Below are 18510 nucleotides of genomic sequence, written 5' to 3' on the forward strand. Positions count from 1 at the left end.
GAGTCTCGTCCGGCAATCGGCCCTACGACTGGACGAATTCGACCGGATACTCCTGGAGGACCTCGGCCCCGTCCTCCCGGATGACGACGGCCGTCCCGAGCTGGAAACACTTCGTCTCGTCCTCGGTGGTGAGATTCGGCTGGATGACGACGGTCATGTTCTCTTTGAACTCCCACGCTTCGGTCAGCGGATCGTCGCCTCCCGGCCAGTAGTTCGAGGACGGTGTCCCGATGAACGGATGGATGTAGGCGTTACCGAATCCGTGAAGCATTACGTCGTAGGTCTTGTACGCCGAGTTCTCGATCGGCGCGGTTGCGTCGGCGACGTCCCGAGCGGTGTTCCCCGGTTTCAGCGCGTCGAGCATGTTTTCGTACGTCTCGAGGGCGAGCTCCCACATCTCCTGGTACTCGTCGGTCGGCGGTTGTCCAACGGCGATCGGCCGGTGAATCTGGCTCGAGTAGCCGTGGTGGGACGCGCTAAATTCCGTGGAGATGATATCGCCGCGTTCGACCGTTCGGGAGGACGGTTCCTTCCACGTGATCGCCGCACCGGGCTCGGCTCCCGCCATCGGTGCGGAGTTGATAAACGTAAAACTCGCTTCGCCTCCCTCTTTGAGGTACGCGTTTTTCAGTGCCGCTTCGAGTTCGTATTCCGTGACGCCCGGTTCTGCGGCCTCGGCGAGTGCTTCCATCCCGAGATCACAGTAGCGCGCTGCGTCTTCGATCCACTCGATCTCCTCGTCGGACTTGACCGAGTGGACCTCGTTGACGAAGCTGCCAGTGACGTCTCTGAGTTCCCCCTCGAGACGCGATTGGAGTTCCACGTGATGGTCGTGGGGAACCGAGTACTCGTACCGGGGATCGAGTGAGACGATACCGGTGTTCCCCTGTGAGAGACCGGCTTCGTCCACTCGGTCGGCGAGTTGTTTCGGTGGATCCGGTATCAGCAGGCGGATGTCGTTGACGACCGAAATCTCTGCGAGGAACTGGAGGTGGTTACTCAGCCCACAGTAGAGCGTCGGCGATTTGTCGGGATCGGCAAAGAACACCAGGTACGTCATGAACATCCCCGAGTAGTTGGAGAGGTAATGGATATTGGTGCTGTTTCCGCCGAGCAACCCGCCGTTCCCGTAGATCAACAGGACGTCGAGATCCTGGGAATCCATCCACGCTCGGACGTTGTCGTAGCGACGTTCGTACTCCTCCTCGGAGAACCGGGGATACTGTTCAGTACGGCTGTTCGGCGTAACCAGTCGGTTTTCGATCATCGGTCGATCTCGGATCTCTCGAGGAAATTTAAATAATTATGGGTCAATTGAAGGAGGTACACTACTAGATACGAACACTTTCGCCGAAACGATTGCATTCACATTTATTGGAGAAATTGCTCTACCGATAGTAGTGACTCAATCGCGGCCATCGCGACGACGGACTCCATCGAAACCGCGGAAGTGCGGCGCGCTCGCAGGCTGTACTGGGCAAGGGAGTTCGCTCAGTGAGACACGCACGATTACGGTTGTGGCCTCCGGGTTCTTGGTGATACTGTAGAAACTTCGGTGTCCGATAACGACCTCAGCGATGCGGTCGACTCTTCTTGTCATCTCTGTCTGTATCTTCAGTCCCTATCGGGCGGTCGGAGCCGAATCGTCGTCCACTGGTTCGCGAGGCGTATCGTGACCCCTGCACATCATCGCACATCTGATCGCACGATAGCGTTGCGATCGGTGTACAAATGGTTGCAGTGGCTACTAGACCAACTCTCTTCCACGCCGGTTGAACCCGTCTCACCAGCTCATTGAAACAGTTATTACGCCCCCCGATATGGTTCCGTTTTATCACGGGGTCCTTGTTGAATATTATTGTGTATTATTATATCCTACAATCCTATTTGCCTATTATACACCAAATTTTATATATCCTCGGCAAAGCTATCGTAGCGATGGCACAACGCCACTCACGCCTGTCGCGGCGACGGGTCCTCAAAGCATCGAGTATCGGAGTCGCGAGCGCGCTCGCCGGCTGTACCGGTGGCGGAAACGGAACCAGCAACGGTAACACCGGCCTCACTATCACCGTCCCCGCCTCCGGGTACTGGGTCGTGATGATGAAACATCTGGAGTCGGAAAACGTTCTGAGTAACAATCTCGAGGAAGCCGGCTACGAGATCGAGGATCTTCAGTACACGTGGGACGGCGCACCCTTGTTCGCGGCGGGGCAAGCTGACATCAGCCACCTCGCCGGCCTCGAGATGGCTCGACTCGGATCGCAACAGGAGATGGAAACGGTCGTTTCGGGGCAACTGACGACGAACTTCCTCGGTATTTGGACCCGTCCCGGAACCCCGTACGATCCTGACGAAGCCGGCAGCAAACAGGCGGCTGTTGACAAGATCATCAGCGATAACACGGAGTTCCTCATCGATGGCTGGGGGAGTGGGACGATTCCACCGGCACGAATCGCGATGGACGAATACGGGTATGCGTTCGAAGAGAACGGCGACTTCAACGTCGTCACCGCAGAGCTCACTGCGATTCCGACGTTGATCGCCGACGGAACGGCGGATGTCGGTCTCTTGAGCCCGATGCACGGCGCTGGCCAACTGGTGTTAGACGAGGATATCAAACCGATTCTGCAGTATCCGTCGTGGTCGAACGAACAGATCGGCTACGTCCCATCGCTCACCAACGTAACGGTCAGTCAATCGTTCTTCGACGAGAACGCCGAGGCGGTACAGGCCATGGTCGACACGTGGGACGAAGGATTGCGGTGGTTGCACGAAACCGGTAGCGACGCGCTCGAAACCGAGGACGATCTCACCGACCTCGGCTGTCGAACGATGGAGGGGGGTGAATACGCCATGGAATGGGGGCTCGGTAATCAGGACGTCCCATACGCCCTCTCGACGTCTGCTGTCCACGAAAGCGGCTACATGACCGACGAGTACGTTGCTGGTCAGATAAGTTTCCTCGAATCGGTTGCGGAGCGCGGCATGGTCCCATCCGATTGGAAGGAGTACGTCTCCTTTGAGAAAGTAGAGCAGTGACCGGGTGGTACCGTCCGATGTCACCCCCCGTCGTCGAATGAGATTCGTCACGGATTCCACGGGGGAGTTCCCGGTGAACGAGCTCCCGTTGATTTCCAGTAGCGCCGCCATGTCGATGGGTCGCTGGCAGACGAGCCTGTCCGTCTCGGTGGAGGGATACCCGTTGGTCGGGTTTCGCTCGAAGATGGCTTGAACACGCTAACGGGGCGTTCGGTTCACACTCGGCCACCCATCTCAACCGTGAGTGTTTTTCGTATCGGCTAGTATACTGGACCGATCGTGGCTTCCTGACGACCACTGTGCTAGTTCGAGCTGCGAAGGACTGTCCATCTGTATCCGACTCCGGAGGGGGGTTCGATACTCCAAATGGGTCGATCTGCGCGATTGCTATCGACTTCGTACAGTTGACTCCCGTATTTCGGGACCGTGTGCTCTGGCTGAGCCACGAAGCGCGTGTCGCGGGATCCTTGTACCGCCGTCGGGACTGCTTGACACTCTTCCGTCGATCCCCGCCACTCGTGCACGATCCAGTCAGGCAGCTTTCTTATTTACATCCATAAGTGTGTAAATGGCTATTGTTAACAAGATTTTATACGTTCCGCCGACCGCGTCTTACTCGTCACGAAACGCGATATTCAACTCGAGTTCGTTCGCGACGCCGAGCAGGAGGTCGGGGTACTCGTTCTTCAGTTTCTCGCCCTGGAAACGGCTCGTCGGCCCGGTGATGCTTATGCCACCGATAACGTCGTCGCCGTCGAGTATGGGGACGCCGACTGCACGAAGACCTTCGATGAGTTCCTGGTCGTTGTACGCGATCGATGTCTCCCGGATTTCGGTTAATTCGTCCAGTAGCTCGTCGGCATCGGTAATCGTGTGCTGCGTCAACTCCTCGAGACCCTGTGATTCGACGATTTCTTCGACTCGCTGTGTTGGATAGTGTGCCAGGATCGCTTTTCCGGCTGCGGAGGCGTGCAGCGGTATCGAACGGCCGATCCGCGTATTCGTGTGGACGGCGTTTTCTCCCACCTCTCGGTGCACGAAGATGCCGGTTCCGTGTTCTTCGACGATGAATTCGGCACGCTCGTCGGTCCTCTCTGCGAGTTTTTCTATTTTCGGCTCTATCATCTCGTATACCGATTTGCGAGTTCTGACGTACTCTCCGACATCGAGGAACTGCATGCCGGGATAATATTTCTCTGATTCTTTTATTACGTATCCCTGTCGTTCTAACGACGTGAGGTGGCGATACGCGGAACTTCTGGAGAGATCGAGATGGTTGGCGACTTCGGTAAACGAAAGTCCATCTTCCCGCATCAGTAATTCGACGATTTGGAAAATTCGCTCCGTCGTTTTGATCCGATCTTGGCTCTCGGTATCGCTTTCCATCGTACCCTTTCCTGGTATGGCATTTCACATCAATGTTTCGGATAGCGGGACTCCGACCGATGGGATACCATTTCGAAATGATGGGTAACGAGATATTACTGTCGGACGAAGCGATAAAACCGCGCTTGGACCCGCAAATCAGATGAGTACGCGGAATCAGTGACTTATCCGACCAATCGGTGTCCGGATAATCGAACGCGTCCTATTTACTGGTCGTTCCAGTCGTACAGGCCCCGGAGATCCTCGCCGACGGACTCGATCTGATGCTCGGAGTCAGCACGGCGAAGCTGGTGATACGACGGCCGTCCACACTGGTTCTCCGAAATCCACTTTCGGGCGAACTCGCCGGTTTGTACCCGTTCGAGCGCCTCTTGCATGTTCTCCCGGACCTGATCGTCGACGATATGTCGTCCCTCTTCCAATCCGCCGAATTCCGCGGTATCCGAGACGGAATGCCACATGTTCTCCAGTCCGCCTTCGTAAATGAGATCGACGATGAGTTTGAGTTCGTTCAGACACTCGAAGTACGCGATTTCGGGACTGTACCCGTTCTCGACGAGGGTTTCGAATCCGAGCTTGATGAGTTCGGTAACGCCCCCACAGAGGACGGCCTGTTCGCCGAAGAGATCTGATTCGACTTCTTCTTGGAACGTCGTTTTGATGACTCCGGCACGAGCACAGCCGATCTTCTGGGCGTAGGTCAGCGCTTTCGTTTCAGCGTCACCGGTCACGTTCTGATACACGGCGAGGAGTCCCGGTGTTCCCTGATCACGGTTGTAGTTCCGCCGTACCAGGTGCCCCGGACTCTTCGGCGCGACCATCGTCACGTTGACGTCCGCTGGCGGCTCGATCTGGGAGTAATGGATACTGAAGCCGTGTGCGAACTGGAGCGTATCTCCCGCCTCGAGGTGGTCTTCGACCTGGTTGTAAACCGGGATATGCGCGCGGTCGGGAACGAGAATCGAAACGATGTCTCCGGCTTTTGCCGCTTCGGGGACCGTTCGAACGTCGAGCCCCTCGTCTTCCGCTGCCTCCCAGGAGGCGGAGCCTTCCCGCAGTCCGACGACGACGTCGACGCCGCTGTCGTAGAGGTTCAACGCGTGTGCGTGGCCCTGGCTACCGTATCCGAGAACGGCAACCGTCTCGTCGTCGAGCGCCGCCGCGTCGGCGTCCTGTTCATGGTACACTGTAGAGCTGAAGTTATCGGCCATGTTCGTGAGTCACTCTCTAACCCGCTTGTAAATAAGTTTCGCTCCCGCATTACGGTACTGACACTTGGCAAAGGGAAGCGGAGAGACATATATCTCTAACCCGCCACCGGCACACCGGTAGCTCGGTCGAATGCTCCCCACGCAATCTTCGCGGTTGTCGTCACCAGTCGGCAGGAGTGGTAGGTGGATTTAAGTGACCATACGCCCTTCCCATCGATATGACGATACTGGCAGCTACTGACGCTAAGAACGCTCCCGATCGAGTCGTCGAAGTCGCCGCTGATCTCGCGGACGCATACGACGACGAGCTCATCGTGTTACACGTCCTCGAGGAGGGTGAAAGCGAAGAACTCCCCCTGGATTCGGGCGCGTATACGTACAGCGGCGACACGCAGGGCGAGGAGTACAACCGAGCCGACCACGCCATGGAAATCGCGACCAAAGTCCGCAACCGGACGCTCGGAAACGGCTCTTCTGCAGTGCCGCGTGGCCGATCCGGCGAACCCGAAGAACAAATCGTCAACGAGGCGAACGCGGAGGACGCTCGATACCTGGTCGTCGGTGGCCGTCAGCGCACGCCCGTTGGAAAGGTTATCTTCGGTAGTACGACGCAGTCAGTACTGCTCGATGCGGATCAGCCCGTCGTAACTGTCAGGCAAGAATAATAAGATCCCACCCGCAAGATCCCGTTCCTGTCTCGGACCGATTTTTCGCCGACCCGTCTCATTGCGTTCGACGAGCGGGTACGCCGAAGGCCCGAACCGGCAACCGCTGAGACTGAGCTTCGCTTACTCCTCGTCGCGGAGCTTCGACCGCAACGTATCGGGCGTGACGGGAACCGAATCGACGGTCACGCCGAGGGGTTCGAGCGCCGCATTGACCGACGTCGGGATCACGGCCGACGCCGAGATGACGCCGCCTTCCCCCGCGCCCTTTGCCCCGCTGGCTGTAAACGGGGATGGCGTCTCACGGTGTTCGAGTTCGATCTCCGGGATGTTCTCGATCGAGGGGAGCAGATAGTCGAACATGCTCACTGCCAGTGGCTGGCCGGACTCGTCGTATGCGAACTCCTCGAGGAGCGCACCACCGATCCCGTGGGCGATCGCCCCTTCGACCTGTCCTTCGACGATCTCGGGGTTCAACACCGTCCCGCAGTCGTGCAGGGAGTAGTACTTGAGGATGTCGACCGTTCCGTCCTCGATGTCGACCTCGACGATGGGGGCGTCGGCACAGTAGGCCGTCGCCGGATACGACGGCAACTGCTCGATCAGCGCCTCGTCGTACTCCTCGAGTTGGAGCGCGGGGTTCGTGTAATCGTACGTCGCGAGATGGTCGTCGTTGTCGGTCGTCGCCGGCAGATCGGATAGGGAGAGCTGGTCGTCCCCGTCGATGCGTTCGACGCGTCCCGACTCGTAGCGCACGTCCTCGGGCTCACAGCCCCACTGCTCGGCGGCGGCCTGTTTGAGGGTATCGATGACCGCATCGCCGAGGCCGATCGCCGCACCCGAGAGCATCACCCCCATCCGGGAGGCCGCCGCGCCGAAGTCCTTCGGTGCCTCGGCACTGTTGAGGAAATTCACGTCGATATCGAACGGCGAAATATCGAGTTCGTCGGCCATCAGTTGCGTGAGGACCGTCTGGTGGCCCTGCCCGGCGGAGCTCGTCGCCAGCGAGACGACCAACGAGCCGTCCTCGTCGATGTTCGCGGCGAGGTGCTCGGGGAACTCCGCGACGTCGTCTCGCGTGCGATTCGCGATCTCTTCGTCGCTCGCTTCGAACCGCGTCGCGTAGTCGATGACGCCGGCGGAGGGTTCCAGGGTGACGGCCGGCTGGGTCCCCCGGTACTTGCCCTCTTCCCGTTTTTGTTCGACGATCTCCGGGTCCAGGAGGCCGCCCTCGCAGCGCTCGTTTTCGTCGACGATCTCCTCGATCCGCCTGAGGGCAGCGGGATAGTCTCCTGAGTCGTAGATGTTCTTCGAGGGCAGTTTGTACGGCATCTCCTCGGGCGGGATGAGGTTCTGCATCCGGAACGCCGTGGGATCCATCCCGACCGTCCGCGCCGCTTCGTCGATAGCCATCTCGAGGGCGAACGTGTGCTGTTGGACGCCGAACCCGCGGTAGGCGGTCTGTGGGACTTTGTTCGTCAACAGGAGTTCGTACGCGTATCGGACGGTATCGATCTCGTAGGAGGTGGTGAGCACGGACTGGGGCTTCATCGCCTGTGGCAGCGGGTAGCGGGGGAACGCGCCGAGGTCGTCCTGGAACGAGATGTCCAATCCCTCGATGCTGCCGTCGTCGTCGACCGCCAGCCGGACCTGATAGTCGCGCTCACAGGAGTGTGCGTCGCCGCCCTGCAGGTACTCGATGCGATCCTCGACGAACTTCACCGGTCGATCGAGTTGGTGGCTGGCCATCCCCGCGAGGGCACAGTAGCGTGCGCCCGCGGAAATCTTCGTGCCGTAGCTGCCGCCGATGTTCTCGGGGACGTGGAGCCGAACCTTCTCCTCGGGGTAGCCCAGCGAATCGTAGACGAGATCGCCGTTGAAGGTGTACAATTGGAGGTTGCAGTGGATGTCGAAGGAGTCGGTCTCCGAATCGTACTCAGCGACGGTTCCGGCCGTCTCGAGGGGCACGCCCGAAATCCGACCCCACGAGTAGTCGCTCTCGATGACGTGATCCGCCTGTGCGAAGGTTTCTTCCACGTCGCCGAACAGGAACTCGTCGTCGTCGGCGAGATTCGTCCCGCGGTCCTCGTGGAGGAGCACCTCGTCGGTCGACGCCGAGTCGACGTCGGTGACCGGATCGAGTTGGGTGTAGTCGGCTCTGATGAGATCCACGGCGTCCTCGGCGGCGTAGCGGTCGCTCGCGACGACGAGCGCGATCGGCTCGCCGGCGAAGCGAACGCGGTCGTTCGCCAGCGCCCACTCGGAGAAGCCGAGCCGACCTGGCATCGGTTCGTAGTGTTCTTCGATATCGGTGGCCGTCAAGACGAGTTCGCAGTTGGGGTGTGCCTCGGCGGCGGCCGTGTCGATCGACTCGATCTCAGCGTGGGCGTGTGGGGCCCGGGCGAGTGCCATATGCAGGCAGTCGGGGGGCTCGATATCGTGAACGTAGTCCACTCTGCCGGTCAAGATATCGTAGTCCTCGACGCGCCGCATCGATTGGCCCGTGTACTTCGATTCTTCCTGTTCGGTGACGGGTTGGCCGTCGACTGCGCTTTCGGACATTACTCGTCACCCTCGATCGTTTCGGCCGCCCGGTGGACCGCGTCGTAGATCGGCTGGTAGCCGGTACAGCGACAGAGGTTTCCGCTCAGCTCCGATTCGATGGTCTCGTCGTCGGGATCGGGGTTCTCCTCGAGGAGGGCTTTCGTCGCCATGACGAAGCCGCTGGTACAGAACCCACACTGAAGCGCGTACTCCTCGTGAAACGCTTCCTGGATCGGGTGGAGTTTACCGTCTTCGGCGAGCCCTTCGACGGTTTCGACCGTTTTCCCGTCGGCTTGCACGCCGTACATGAGACAGGATTTGACCGGTTCGCCGTCGACGAGTACCGTACACGCGCCGCAGACGCCGTGTTCACAGCCGACTCGGACGCCGCTGAGTCCACACGCGTTCCGCAGGTAATCCGAGAGTTTCAGTCTGGGTTCGACCGTGTCGCTTCGTTCTTCACCGTTGATCGTTACTGCGATGTCGGAAAGTGGCTGTTCCACAGCTGTTTCTGGCTCGTTGTCCGTGGTCATTGTTTGGTAGGTGTATCGTTTATTGGCGAACGAACGTGGTCGGTCTCGATAGCACGCTCGTGGGAATAGGTGGCCGACGATGTCCGCCCTCCGCCGAGGGTGTGGAACCGCGAGTCGGTCGAGGGGAACCATCGTCTTTGTGTGTTACTCTCATTCCCGGTGTACCCTATGTCGCTCCTCATCACAAATAAGCGTATCGCACGCGGCTTCATAAGACCGCGTGCTCCTCGCTGGAACTGCCCCGGGAGGATCACGACACGAGCGCAACCGTCCTTCCGTCCGGTCGGAATTGCGTTCGGAACCGTACAGTTCGCCGTTCCAGCCGACCCATCGAGTCCGCCGATCAAAACATCTAAGCGCTGACCGCTCGATTACGTATTCGATGCCACAGAATACTGTTGCAGACCGCGATTTCCCAATCGTCGACTTCGGTGCGCACCTGGTAACGTCCGTGCCGGACTCGATGAAAGCACTCGACGACATCATCGGCCCGATTCACCGCGATCCCGTGCAGACGATCGAGCGATACGAGGCGGCGGGCATCGATCGCCTGGTCCTCTCTCAGCCGCCGTTCATGGGTCACGACGACGTCGAGGAAACGGCCGCGGCGAACGACGAACTGCTGGAGATCATCGAGGAACACGAACAGCTCTACGGCCTCGCTGCGCTCCCCGTCGGTGCAGGCGGCGACGCCGCTGCCGAGGAACTCGAGCGCTGTCTGGACGCGGGATACCACGGCGGCGCACTCGAGACGACGTCCCACGGTATCAAACTCTCCGACGAGGAGGTCCGGTCCGTCTTCGACGTCGCCTCGCGTGAGGGCGCACCCCTGCTCGTCCACCCGAAGATCGACGATTCGCTCCACCCTGACGTCCTCGACGACAAGTACCGGCTGAACGCGATTTTCGGGCGCGAAGCCGCCCTCTCCGAAAGCATCTTCGAGATGATTCACATGGGCATCCTCGACGACTACCCCGACCTCGATCTGGTCTTCCACCACCTCGGTGGCAACATCGCGAGCATGCTCGGTCGCGTTCACCTTCACCACGATATCGGCCGGTGGCCGGGACAGGAGCACATCAAGCCCTACAACGAGTTCAAACAGCAACTCGAGGAACGCATCTATATCGACTCCTCCGGGTTCTTCGGCTACCACGCCCCGGTCCGGACGGCCCTCGAGGAGCTGCCGTCCTCGCAGGTAGTGTTCGGTACCGACGCTCCCTACGAGGGGCGCTCCTCGGACGAACTGAACCGGTTTGCGACCGTCGTGACGGACGTCGCCTCCCAGACCGACGCAGCGGCGGTCCTCGGTGGAAACACGCTGGATCTCCTCGCCAACGTCGACGAGTAACCACCTCCGACCGGTTCGACGACTCCGCTTTTTTGGATATTGGTTCCTCCGATCGACGCTTCCCTTGGGTGTCGATTCCTCGGATGCTCGTCCCGCGTCTCCACTGATCGTCGTTCCGGCGTGTCGGTGACGGCTACTCGCGTTCGAAAAGACGAATCGGCTGCTCACTGACTGATGTCCGACGGGAGAGTCGAACGACCGCTCGTCGAAATTCGATTACAGTTCGACGTCGATATCTTTCGCCTTCTCTTCCGGTGCCGCCTCGAGTTTCGATTCGGCTCCCTCGTCTGCTTCGACGATGGCTTGCATGTCGGAGAAGTACTTCTTGACCAGGCGGTTCGTGACGCTCTTGAGCGCTCGCCCGCCGAGACTAACGATCGTTCCGGAGACGTCGGCGTTCGCCTCCCACGCGACGGTCGTCCCGCCGCCCTCGCGTTCGAGCAACTCCATCGACGCGGTCATCTCGAACTCGTTTCGCGGTGCCTGGCCGGTGGCCTTCAGTTCGAGCGATTCCGGATACTCGATGTGCGTGACGACGGCGTCGACGTCGAACTCGGGTTTGACGCTCCCGACGCCGACCGCCAACACTGCCGTGATCTCGTGTGGGGATTCGAGGATCATCTCCTTGCATCCCGGCGCACACTGTGCCAGTACGTCCGGATCCGTGAAGTACGGCCAGAGTTCCTCTCGCGACTGTTCCATCTCGTATTCGCCACTGAATTCTAACATTATTCTACTGCGTTTCCGTATGCTATCTCGAGAGAGCGCTTCGCGTACTCCCCGGCCGTTTCTACTTTGTAGTCACGATCCGCGTGCATCTCTCCTGTTGGGTCGACCGCCTCCACGACGATGTCGGCGGCCGCGTCGAGCCCTGCCTCTGAGAGGGGCTCTCCTTCGAGTTCGGCCTCTGCGTCCTCGACCCGCAACGGCACGTCGGCCGCGTTCGCGAGGACGAGTCGAACCGCTTCGATGATCGGCTCCTCGGCCTCCGGGTCGTCGACCCGAACCGCGGCTGCGGCGCTGATGGTCGGCCAGGTCTGTGCAGCGGGCTTGAGCTCTTCGAAGGCCATTCCCGAAACGTCGGGCGGAAAGAGATCGAGGGGTACCGTAACCGACTCGATGACTTCCTCCTCCCGGAGTTCCGTGAACATGTACGCGATGTAGAACTCCTCGGCGGAGACGCTCCGGTCCTCCGCAGCCGAGCGGAGGTGTATCGTCGCGTCCAGTGCTAGGAGAGCCGTCGGGTAGTTCCCCGCTGGATCCGCCTCGGCGAGGCTCCCGCCGAGCGTACCGCGACTGCGGACGCTCGGACCGGCGATCTGCTCGGCGGACCGTGGAAGCATCGGAACCGTTTCCGCCAACAGTTCCGATCGCTCGATCGCTCGGTGGGTAACCATCGACCCGATCCGGACCGCGTCGTCCTCCTGTCGGACGTACTCGAGTTCGTCGACATCGCCGAGATCGATCAGGTGCTCCGGCGTCGCGAGCCGGTTTGCCATCACGATTCCGAGCGACTGATTCCCTGCCATCAGCTCCGCGTCCGGATGGTTCTCCAGCAGGTCGAAGACCTCCTCGAGGGTCGACGGTCGATGGTAGTCGAATTGTGTCGGTTTCATTGATAGTGGTGAGGTGGTTCAGCCGATGAGGTCGAAGTCGGCGTCGTGGCGGTACTCGAACACGCGCTTTTCGAGCGGTTTGACGACGACGTATTCGATGATGAGGATCACGACCATGAACAGGGCTGCCCACGCCCACGCTTGTTCGAACTGGTAGAGCTGGTAGGTCTGCATCAGCTTGTAGCCGACGCCGGAGTTACCGACGAAGATCTCCGCGATGGTGACGATCTTCCACGAGATGGCGAGGCCGAACCGGAATCCCGAAAACAGGAACGGTGCTGCACTCGGGAGGATCAGCCGCTTGAGCATCCGCTTTCGAGAGATGTTGAACGACTTGGACATCGCCACGAGGTCCGCCTCGATGCTCTCGACGCCCTTCCAGACGTTGATCGCGATGTAGGGGAACGTCGTCAGCACCGTCGCCGAGACGGGCGTGATGATGCTGATACCGAAGACGAGCGTGGCGACGGCGGCCCAGGCAATCGCCGGGATCGAGAGCCCGACGACGACCCACGGCGTGAAGAACCGTTGACCGAAGTTGTTCACGCCCATGAAGACGCCCAACATCGTCCCGAGCACCATCGATCCGATGAAGCCCCACAGCGTTCGCCACATCGTCGCCCACAGGTGGGTGCCCGCGACGCCACTCGCGACGAGGTTCCAGGCGTCACCGAGCGCTTCCTGGGGGAACGGCATTAGCTCGTTCGGGAACACCGACGCGAGCGCAAACCAGCCGACGAACCCCAACACGATACCGAAGACCCGGGCGGGGACGCCGGTCGGAAGGTTTCCGATGCCGTATGCAGTTTCATCTGTCGTTGCCATCGTCAGTCCTCGATGCTGTGGAAGGCTCTGATTGCCTCTCCACGGAACTTCAGGAATTCGTCCGAGTCGACCTCCCGTGGACGCTCGAGCGGGTTCTCCAGGTCGGCGTAGATTTCGCCTTGACCCAGCATCAGTAGCCGGTCCGATAGCTGGATGGCTTCGGTCATGTCGTGTGTGACGAAGAACACCGTCTTGTTGAGCTGTTGCCAGATGTCGAGGAGTTCGTCTCGAAGCGTCTCCGCGGTAATCTCGTCCAGGTTACTGAACGGCTCGTCCATCAGGAGGACGCCGGGGTCGGTGCTGAGTGCACGTGCGATCCCGACCCGCTGTTGCTGGCCGCCCGACAGCTGCGTCGGATACTTGTCGTAGTGCTCGCTGAGCCCGACGAGATCGAGATGCGTCTGAGCGTGCTGTTCCGTGTAATCGGGATTGTTCTCGTGGACGTATTCGATGTTGTTGACACAGGTGTTCCAGGGCAGCAGTCGGGGTGACTGGAAGACGTGTCCGAGCGTCACGTCGGTACTTCCGTCCTGATTTTCGAACCGAACCTGGCCCTCCGTCGGCTCGAGGACGTCGCTGACGATGTTGAGCATCGTCGACTTTCCGCTCCCCGACTTCCCGAGCAGGCAGACGAACGAGCCCGGTTCGATGTCGATGTTGATGTCGCTGAAGACCTCCTCGACCCCTTCGGACGTATCGAACGTCTTGCCGAGGTTTTCGATGTGAATTGCTGCTGCGTTTTCCGATTCCACTGCGACTCTGTCGTCCGATCGTGCTTGTGAACTCATTGGTTAGACACCTCCAATCATTCCCATGTCCGTTCCTTCCCGCCAGTCGAAGACCCGCTTTTCGATCTGCTGTAGGATACCGTATTCGACGATCAGGATGACCCCCGTGAACAGGACCGTCCACGCGAGGACCCCGGTCAGCGAGAGAATCTCCATCTGCCGTTCGATCATAAAGCCGACGCCACTCCCCGCTGCGATCAGCTCGGCGAGCGTCGTGATCTTCCAACAGATCGCAAAGGAGTAGCGTGCCCCTGCGAACCACTCCGGAAGCACTGACTGGACGATGACGCGCCAGATCGTCCGCCGCCGCGAGACGTCGAACGCGCTCGACATCTCGAGGAGGGCGTAGTCGACGTTTTTCACTCCCTCGAAGACGTTCTGGGTGAGGAAGGGGAACGCGATGGCGGCGCCGGCGACGATCGGCGTCGTGTCGCTGACGCCGAACCACATCGCCGCGAAAATCGCGGCGAACAGCGACGGCAGGGCGAGCCCGACCGTGATGTAATCCTGGAGCGCGTGGCGCCAGAAGTCGGACATGCCCATCACGATACCGAGAACGGTTCCGATGATCGTCGTGATGACGAATCCCAGGACAACACGTCGAATCGTAGCGATCATGTGCGGTGTCGCCGTGCCGGAGGCCACCAACGTGTACGCTCGTTCACCGACGAGCGTCGGCGACGAAATACTCGACTCGAGACCAAGTACGTTGGACAAAACGGCCCAGGCGATAACGATGAATAGCATCGATTCGAAGAAGATCACCTTGTTCTGCGTGTAGAGGACCTTCGGGACGAACTGGTCGATACTTCGACTCGTTCTCGTACTCATTGTCGTTTCCTCTCTAGTCTCAGAGAGGTGTTTTGGACGGCGATAGCACGGTTGCTATTCAGCCCACTGTGACTGGTTATCATATGCTCCATGTGCCACGATGCAACTTTCACTATTAAAGCTTTTGTTGGTCCACAGAACTGCTACCCCCCCCCGACTCACGAACCCGTTTCGAACGGCTGATTCCGTCTCCCGCTACCGGAAACGGCCTCTGGGGCGTCGTCGGACCTTCAACTCGGGTACTACTGCCTCGCGCTACGCGTCGACTACGATGTTCGGTCGTCGGACGAGATTCCGACCGTCCGCGACAGCTTCGGGATCCCAACCGAGCCATGGGAGACGCTCGCAGTTACCGGTGGAACCGCTTGAATCGTACGACTCTTGCGCACACCTAAACTAGTATCGGGCTGGATTGGCCACACCGGTCCGCGAGTAGACTGGTGTCATCTGCCCCGATCCACGTCATCGGTACCTGTCGACGAGCCTCGCTCTCGGATCCGTTTCTTCCCCGTTGTTCATGAACAGAGAATACATTGTTTGTGTTTTCTGCATCGAAGTATATCAAACCGTGAAAGAAACGGATTAAATATAGCTATCTACCGACCAAGTAGTCACGATTTACTCATCCTATATATAATTATTTACCCAAACTATTAAATGGGAGTGCTTCCAAGCACTGATACGGTATGACAAGCCAAAGACGAACCTTTATCAAAGGACTCGGCACTGCAGCGACCATCGGCGCACTCAGTGGATGCATGGGTGGTGGCGGCAACGGCGGCGGCAGTGGCCCAGGGATGGCAATGGCGCCCGACGGCATGATGGGCGTCTGGATGGATCACATCGTCAACGAGACCAGCATTCTCGAGGACACGATGGACGAGGCGGGATACGAGATGACCATCGACTCGAGCTGGGAAGACGCGGCGCTGTTCGCGTCCGGGCAGGCGACGTTCTCGACGTTCAGCTCGCTCGAAGCGGCACAGCTCGCCGGTCAGCGTGACCAGAACCTCGTGGTCTTCGGACGTATACACCCACAGTACATGGGGTGGATGGTCGACACCGGCGGGGATTACGATCCGGACAACACCGGTAGCGTCCAGGCTTCGATCGACGCCCTCGTCGAGGACGACGCCCTCGTCGGCATCGGTGCCTGGAACGGCGGCCACGTTCCGACCGACACGATCGCGATGGACCAGGTGTACGGATACGAGTTCTCCGAGGAAGGCGGTGACTTCAACGTGACGACGGCAGACTACGTCGCGATCCCGACGCTGATCAACGACGGCGAACTCGCTGCGGGTTCGACGTCGCCCGAACACGGCGGTGCGCGTTTCCTGACCGACGGTCAGGAGGACCTGACGAAACTCTTCTGGGGCGCCGACCTCGCCGCAGAGGAAGGCTTCGGTATTCCCCAGCTGAACTCGCTCGTGACGACCCAGGAGTTCTGGGATCAGGAACAGGAGGCCGTCGAGGCCTTTACGGACGCGTTCCAGCAGGGTATCGACTGGTTCCTCGACGATCCGAAGGGCCACGTGCTCGACAACGAGGACTACATCGAGATGCTCGGCGCGCAAAACGCGGCACAGGCCGAGTACATCATCGACTGGGGGCTCAACCTCGAGTACGACACTGACACTCAGATGGTCTACGAGGACGTTACGATGAGCGAAGACGCCATCGCAGCCGACCGGGAGTTCATCGAATACTCCGAGAGCATCGGTTTCGTTCCCGAGGGCTGGAGCGAAAACATCTCGTTCGAGACAATCTCGTCTTAAAATATCGTCACACACGCCTTGGAAACGGCGGAACCGAATCACACCGTCCAGTTCGAATCGCTCTACTAACACCGACTTCGCGGCTCGCTCCCGAGTCGACCTCGTCGCCGCTCGACGCACGGGTGGAAACGAACCGCTGGCAACGGGCGGTCATCGCCGGTCGGGAACGCCCATTCTGTGGTCTTTATAAGACGGTCACGTTGACAGACAGCGCTGACGATGCGCGTCTCGCAGTCGGAACGCTTCTGACGGAAGCGTTTCGGTGGCCGCCGATATACCGTCGACGGATCGAGCGACGATCCCGCTATACCTTGGTCACCGACTCTCGGAGAACGAGACCGTTACCCGAAAACGAAACCGGTGCTCGCTCCTCCGATCGTGCCGTTCCTGGAGTCTTGTGACGCGAACTCGTGGACGGAATCATTATATATACGCGGGTCTAGATCCGAACACATGCCTGAGCTAGAGACATTAGCAGACGACGGGCAGCTTCGAAATTACGCCAACGGTCAGTGGACCGAGATCACTGGAAGCAACGGACAGGATATCGTCAATCCTGCGACGGGTGAAACGCTCGGTCACGTCCCGTTTAGCGACGAAGCGAACGTGGATCGAGTCGTCGGCGACGCACTCGAGGCCTTTCAGGACTGGCAATCGACTCCGGTCGAGGAACGCATTCAACCGCTGTTCGAATTCAAGCAGCTGCTCGAGGAACACGAATCCGACCTGGCGGAACTGGTGGTCCAGGAACACGGCAAAACGCTCGCCGAGGCTCGCGGTGAGGTACGGCGGGGAATCGAGAACGTGGAGGTCGCCTGTGGCATCCCATCGATGATGCAGGCGGGGAACCTCGCCCACGCCGCGCCCGAGATCGACGAGAGCGCAGTTCGACAGCCACTGGGCGTATTCACTGCGATTACCCCGTTCAACTTCCCCGCGATGATCCCGCTGTGGTTCCTGCCGTACGCGGTCGCGACCGGCAACACGTTCATTCTGAAGCCCAGCGAGCAGGACCCGCTGACGGCGCGGCTGATCTTCCAGCTGATCGACGAGGCCGGCTTCCCGGACGGCGTCGTCAACATGGTCCACGGCGGTCCCGAAGCCGTCAACGCGTTGCTGGACCACGACGACATCGCTGGCGCGTCGTTCGTCGGCAGCACGCCCATCGCCAAACACGTCTACGAGCGAGGAGCCAAGAACGGCAAGCGCGTCCAGGCACAGGGCGGCGCGAAAAATCACGTCATCGTCACCGAGAGCGCGGATCTGGACTTCGCCGCCGAGAAGGTCCTGTCGGCGTCGTGTGCCTGTGCCGGCGAGCGGTGTCTCGCCCTCGACAACGTCGTCATCGAGGACTCCATCTACGACGACTTCGTCGACCGCACCGTCGAGCTAGCCGACGAGATGACCGTTAGCCAGGGCCTCGAGGACGACGTCGACATGGGGGCGCTCATCACCCCGAACACGAACAGAACGTGCGCAATCACATCCAGACGGGGATCGAAGAGGGCGCGACTCTGCTCCGGGACGGCCGTGATATCACGGTCGATGGATACGAGGACGGGAACTTCCTCGGACCGACCGTGTTCGGCGACGTGACCGCCGACATGGTCATCGCTCGCGAGGAGATCTTCGGACCGGTGGTCAATCTGATGCGTGCCGAGAACTTCGATGAGGCCGTCGAGACGGTCAACGAGAGCCGATTCGGTAACGCTGCCAGCCTCTTTACCAACAACGGACACAAGGCGAACAGGTTCAAGAAGGAAGCCGAAGCGGGCAATCTGGGCGTCAACGTCGGCACCGTCGCACCCATGGCGTTCTTCCACTTCGGCGGACAGAAGGACTCGTTCTTCGGCGACCTCCACGCACAGGGCGAGGACATGATTCAGTTCTACACCGACAAAACGATCTACATCGAGCGCTGGCCCGACCAGTAAGTCGGC

At 59.8% G+C, this 18510-nt stretch carries 14 protein-coding genes and 1 pseudogene; 5 read left to right on the top strand and 10 right to left on the bottom strand.

Annotation, left to right across the window (positions count from 1 at the left end; all coding sequences use genetic code 11):
- Positions 1–22: 22 nt before the first annotated feature.
- Positions 23–1267, bottom strand: coding sequence for a M24 family metallopeptidase (locus CP557_RS20595; protein WP_097381897.1), 1245 nt, complete (start codon positions 1265–1267; stop codon positions 23–25).
- 671 nt (positions 1268–1938) lie between these two features.
- On the opposite strand from CP557_RS20595, the gene CP557_RS20600 reads away from it, so the two are divergent.
- Positions 1939–3042: a substrate-binding domain-containing protein gene (locus CP557_RS20600; RefSeq protein WP_097381898.1), complete on the top strand. Its 1104-nt coding sequence runs from the start codon at positions 1939–1941 to the stop codon at positions 3040–3042.
- Between the two features lie 612 nt (positions 3043–3654).
- On the opposite strand, the gene CP557_RS20605 is transcribed toward CP557_RS20600, so the two are convergent.
- Both CP557_RS20605 and ilvC read right to left on the bottom strand, forming a co-directional pair.
- Positions 3655–4428: an IclR family transcriptional regulator gene (locus CP557_RS20605; protein WP_097381899.1), complete on the bottom strand. Its 774-nt coding sequence runs from the start codon at positions 4426–4428 to the stop codon at positions 3655–3657.
- A 206-nt stretch (positions 4429–4634) separates the two neighbouring features.
- A complete protein-coding gene (gene ilvC / locus CP557_RS20610; RefSeq protein ID WP_097381900.1) occupies positions 4635–5639 on the bottom strand; it encodes a ketol-acid reductoisomerase in 1005 nt (334 codons plus the stop codon).
- Between the two features lie 218 nt (positions 5640–5857).
- On the opposite strand from ilvC, the gene CP557_RS20615 reads away from it, so the two are divergent.
- A complete protein-coding gene (locus CP557_RS20615) occupies positions 5858–6304 on the top strand; it encodes a universal stress protein (protein ID WP_097381901.1) in 447 nt (148 codons plus the stop codon).
- A gap of 123 nt (positions 6305–6427) precedes the next feature.
- On the opposite strand, the gene CP557_RS20620 is transcribed toward CP557_RS20615, so the two are convergent.
- Positions 6428–8866, bottom strand: coding sequence for a xanthine dehydrogenase family protein molybdopterin-binding subunit (locus CP557_RS20620; RefSeq protein ID WP_097381902.1), 2439 nt, complete (start codon positions 8864–8866; stop codon positions 6428–6430).
- Positions 8866–9381, bottom strand: coding sequence for a (2Fe-2S)-binding protein (locus CP557_RS20625; RefSeq protein ID WP_097381903.1), 516 nt, complete (start codon positions 9379–9381; stop codon positions 8866–8868). Before CP557_RS20625 ends, CP557_RS20620 begins: the two co-directional genes overlap by 1 nt.
- A 382-nt stretch (positions 9382–9763) precedes the next feature.
- Between CP557_RS20625 and CP557_RS20630 the strand changes: the two genes are divergently transcribed.
- Positions 9764–10732 carry an amidohydrolase family protein gene (locus tag CP557_RS20630; protein ID WP_097381904.1) on the top strand — a complete coding sequence of 323 codons (969 nt, stop codon included), beginning with the start codon at positions 9764–9766 and terminating at the stop codon, positions 10730–10732.
- A 216-nt stretch (positions 10733–10948) separates the two neighbouring features.
- Here the strand turns inward: CP557_RS20630 and CP557_RS20635 are convergent, their stop codons facing one another.
- The 5 genes from CP557_RS20635 to CP557_RS20655 are packed head-to-tail and all read right to left on the bottom strand — an operon-like array spanning position 10949 to position 14792.
- The gene (locus CP557_RS20635) at positions 10949–11434 is read right to left on the bottom strand and encodes a CoxG family protein (RefSeq protein ID WP_097382064.1); all 486 of its coding nucleotides are present in this window, start codon (positions 11432–11434) and stop codon (positions 10949–10951) included.
- Between the two features lie 26 nt (positions 11435–11460).
- Positions 11461–12348 (bottom strand): FAD binding domain-containing protein, encoded by an 888-nt coding sequence (locus CP557_RS20640; RefSeq protein WP_097381905.1) that lies wholly within the window; start codon positions 12346–12348, stop codon positions 11461–11463.
- 18 nt (positions 12349–12366) lie between these two features.
- A complete protein-coding gene (locus CP557_RS20645; protein ID WP_097381906.1) occupies positions 12367–13173 on the bottom strand; it encodes an ABC transporter permease in 807 nt (268 codons plus the stop codon).
- A 2-nt stretch (positions 13174–13175) separates the two neighbouring features.
- Positions 13176–13961 (bottom strand): ABC transporter ATP-binding protein, encoded by a 786-nt coding sequence (locus CP557_RS20650; RefSeq protein WP_097381907.1) that lies wholly within the window; start codon positions 13959–13961, stop codon positions 13176–13178.
- A gap of 3 nt (positions 13962–13964) precedes the next feature.
- Positions 13965–14792 (bottom strand): ABC transporter permease, encoded by an 828-nt coding sequence (locus CP557_RS20655; protein WP_097381908.1) that lies wholly within the window; start codon positions 14790–14792, stop codon positions 13965–13967.
- 686 nt (positions 14793–15478) lie between these two features.
- Here CP557_RS20655 and CP557_RS20660 point away from each other — a divergent pair.
- Positions 15479–16570 carry a substrate-binding domain-containing protein gene (locus CP557_RS20660; protein WP_143825109.1) on the top strand — a complete coding sequence of 364 codons (1092 nt, stop codon included), beginning with the start codon at positions 15479–15481 and terminating at the stop codon, positions 16568–16570.
- A 453-nt stretch (positions 16571–17023) separates the two neighbouring features.
- Positions 17024–18504, top strand: a pseudogene (locus CP557_RS20665) (CoA-acylating methylmalonate-semialdehyde dehydrogenase).
- Positions 18505–18510: the final 6 nt, after the last annotated feature.

It is taken from the genome of Natrinema ejinorense (assembly GCF_002494345.1).
In the GTDB taxonomy this organism is placed as follows: domain Archaea; phylum Halobacteriota; class Halobacteria; order Halobacteriales; family Natrialbaceae; genus Natrinema; species Natrinema longum.

Bases quoted from the DNA above. Each gene is read 5' to 3' on its own strand.
- CP557_RS20655 (WP_097381908.1), bottom strand. From the start codon at position 14,792: ATGAGTACGAGAACGAGTCGAAGTATCGACCAGTTCGTCCCGAAGGTC.
- CP557_RS20660 (WP_143825109.1), top strand. From the start codon at position 15,479: ATGACAAGCCAAAGACGAACCTTTATCAAAGGACTCGGCACTGCAGCG.
- CP557_RS20640 (WP_097381905.1), bottom strand. From the start codon at position 12,348: ATGAAACCGACACAATTCGACTACCATCGACCGTCGACCCTCGAGGAG.
- CP557_RS20645 (WP_097381906.1), bottom strand. From the start codon at position 13,173: ATGGCAACGACAGATGAAACTGCATACGGCATCGGAAACCTTCCGACC.
- ilvC (WP_097381900.1), bottom strand. From the start codon at position 5,639: ATGGCCGATAACTTCAGCTCTACAGTGTACCATGAACAGGACGCCGAC.
- CP557_RS20615 (WP_097381901.1), top strand. From the start codon at position 5,858: ATGACGATACTGGCAGCTACTGACGCTAAGAACGCTCCCGATCGAGTC.
- CP557_RS20630 (WP_097381904.1), top strand. From the start codon at position 9,764: ATGCCACAGAATACTGTTGCAGACCGCGATTTCCCAATCGTCGACTTC.
- CP557_RS20620 (WP_097381902.1), bottom strand. From the start codon at position 8,866: ATGTCCGAAAGCGCAGTCGACGGCCAACCCGTCACCGAACAGGAAGAA.
- CP557_RS20650 (WP_097381907.1), bottom strand. From the start codon at position 13,961: ATGAGTTCACAAGCACGATCGGACGACAGAGTCGCAGTGGAATCGGAA.
- CP557_RS20625 (WP_097381903.1), bottom strand. From the start codon at position 9,381: ATGACCACGGACAACGAGCCAGAAACAGCTGTGGAACAGCCACTTTCC.
- CP557_RS20595 (WP_097381897.1), bottom strand. From the start codon at position 1,267: ATGATCGAAAACCGACTGGTTACGCCGAACAGCCGTACTGAACAGTAT.
- CP557_RS20600 (WP_097381898.1), top strand. From the start codon at position 1,939: ATGGCACAACGCCACTCACGCCTGTCGCGGCGACGGGTCCTCAAAGCA.
- CP557_RS20635 (WP_097382064.1), bottom strand. From the start codon at position 11,434: ATGGAACAGTCGCGAGAGGAACTCTGGCCGTACTTCACGGATCCGGAC.
- CP557_RS20605 (WP_097381899.1), bottom strand. From the start codon at position 4,428: ATGGAAAGCGATACCGAGAGCCAAGATCGGATCAAAACGACGGAGCGA.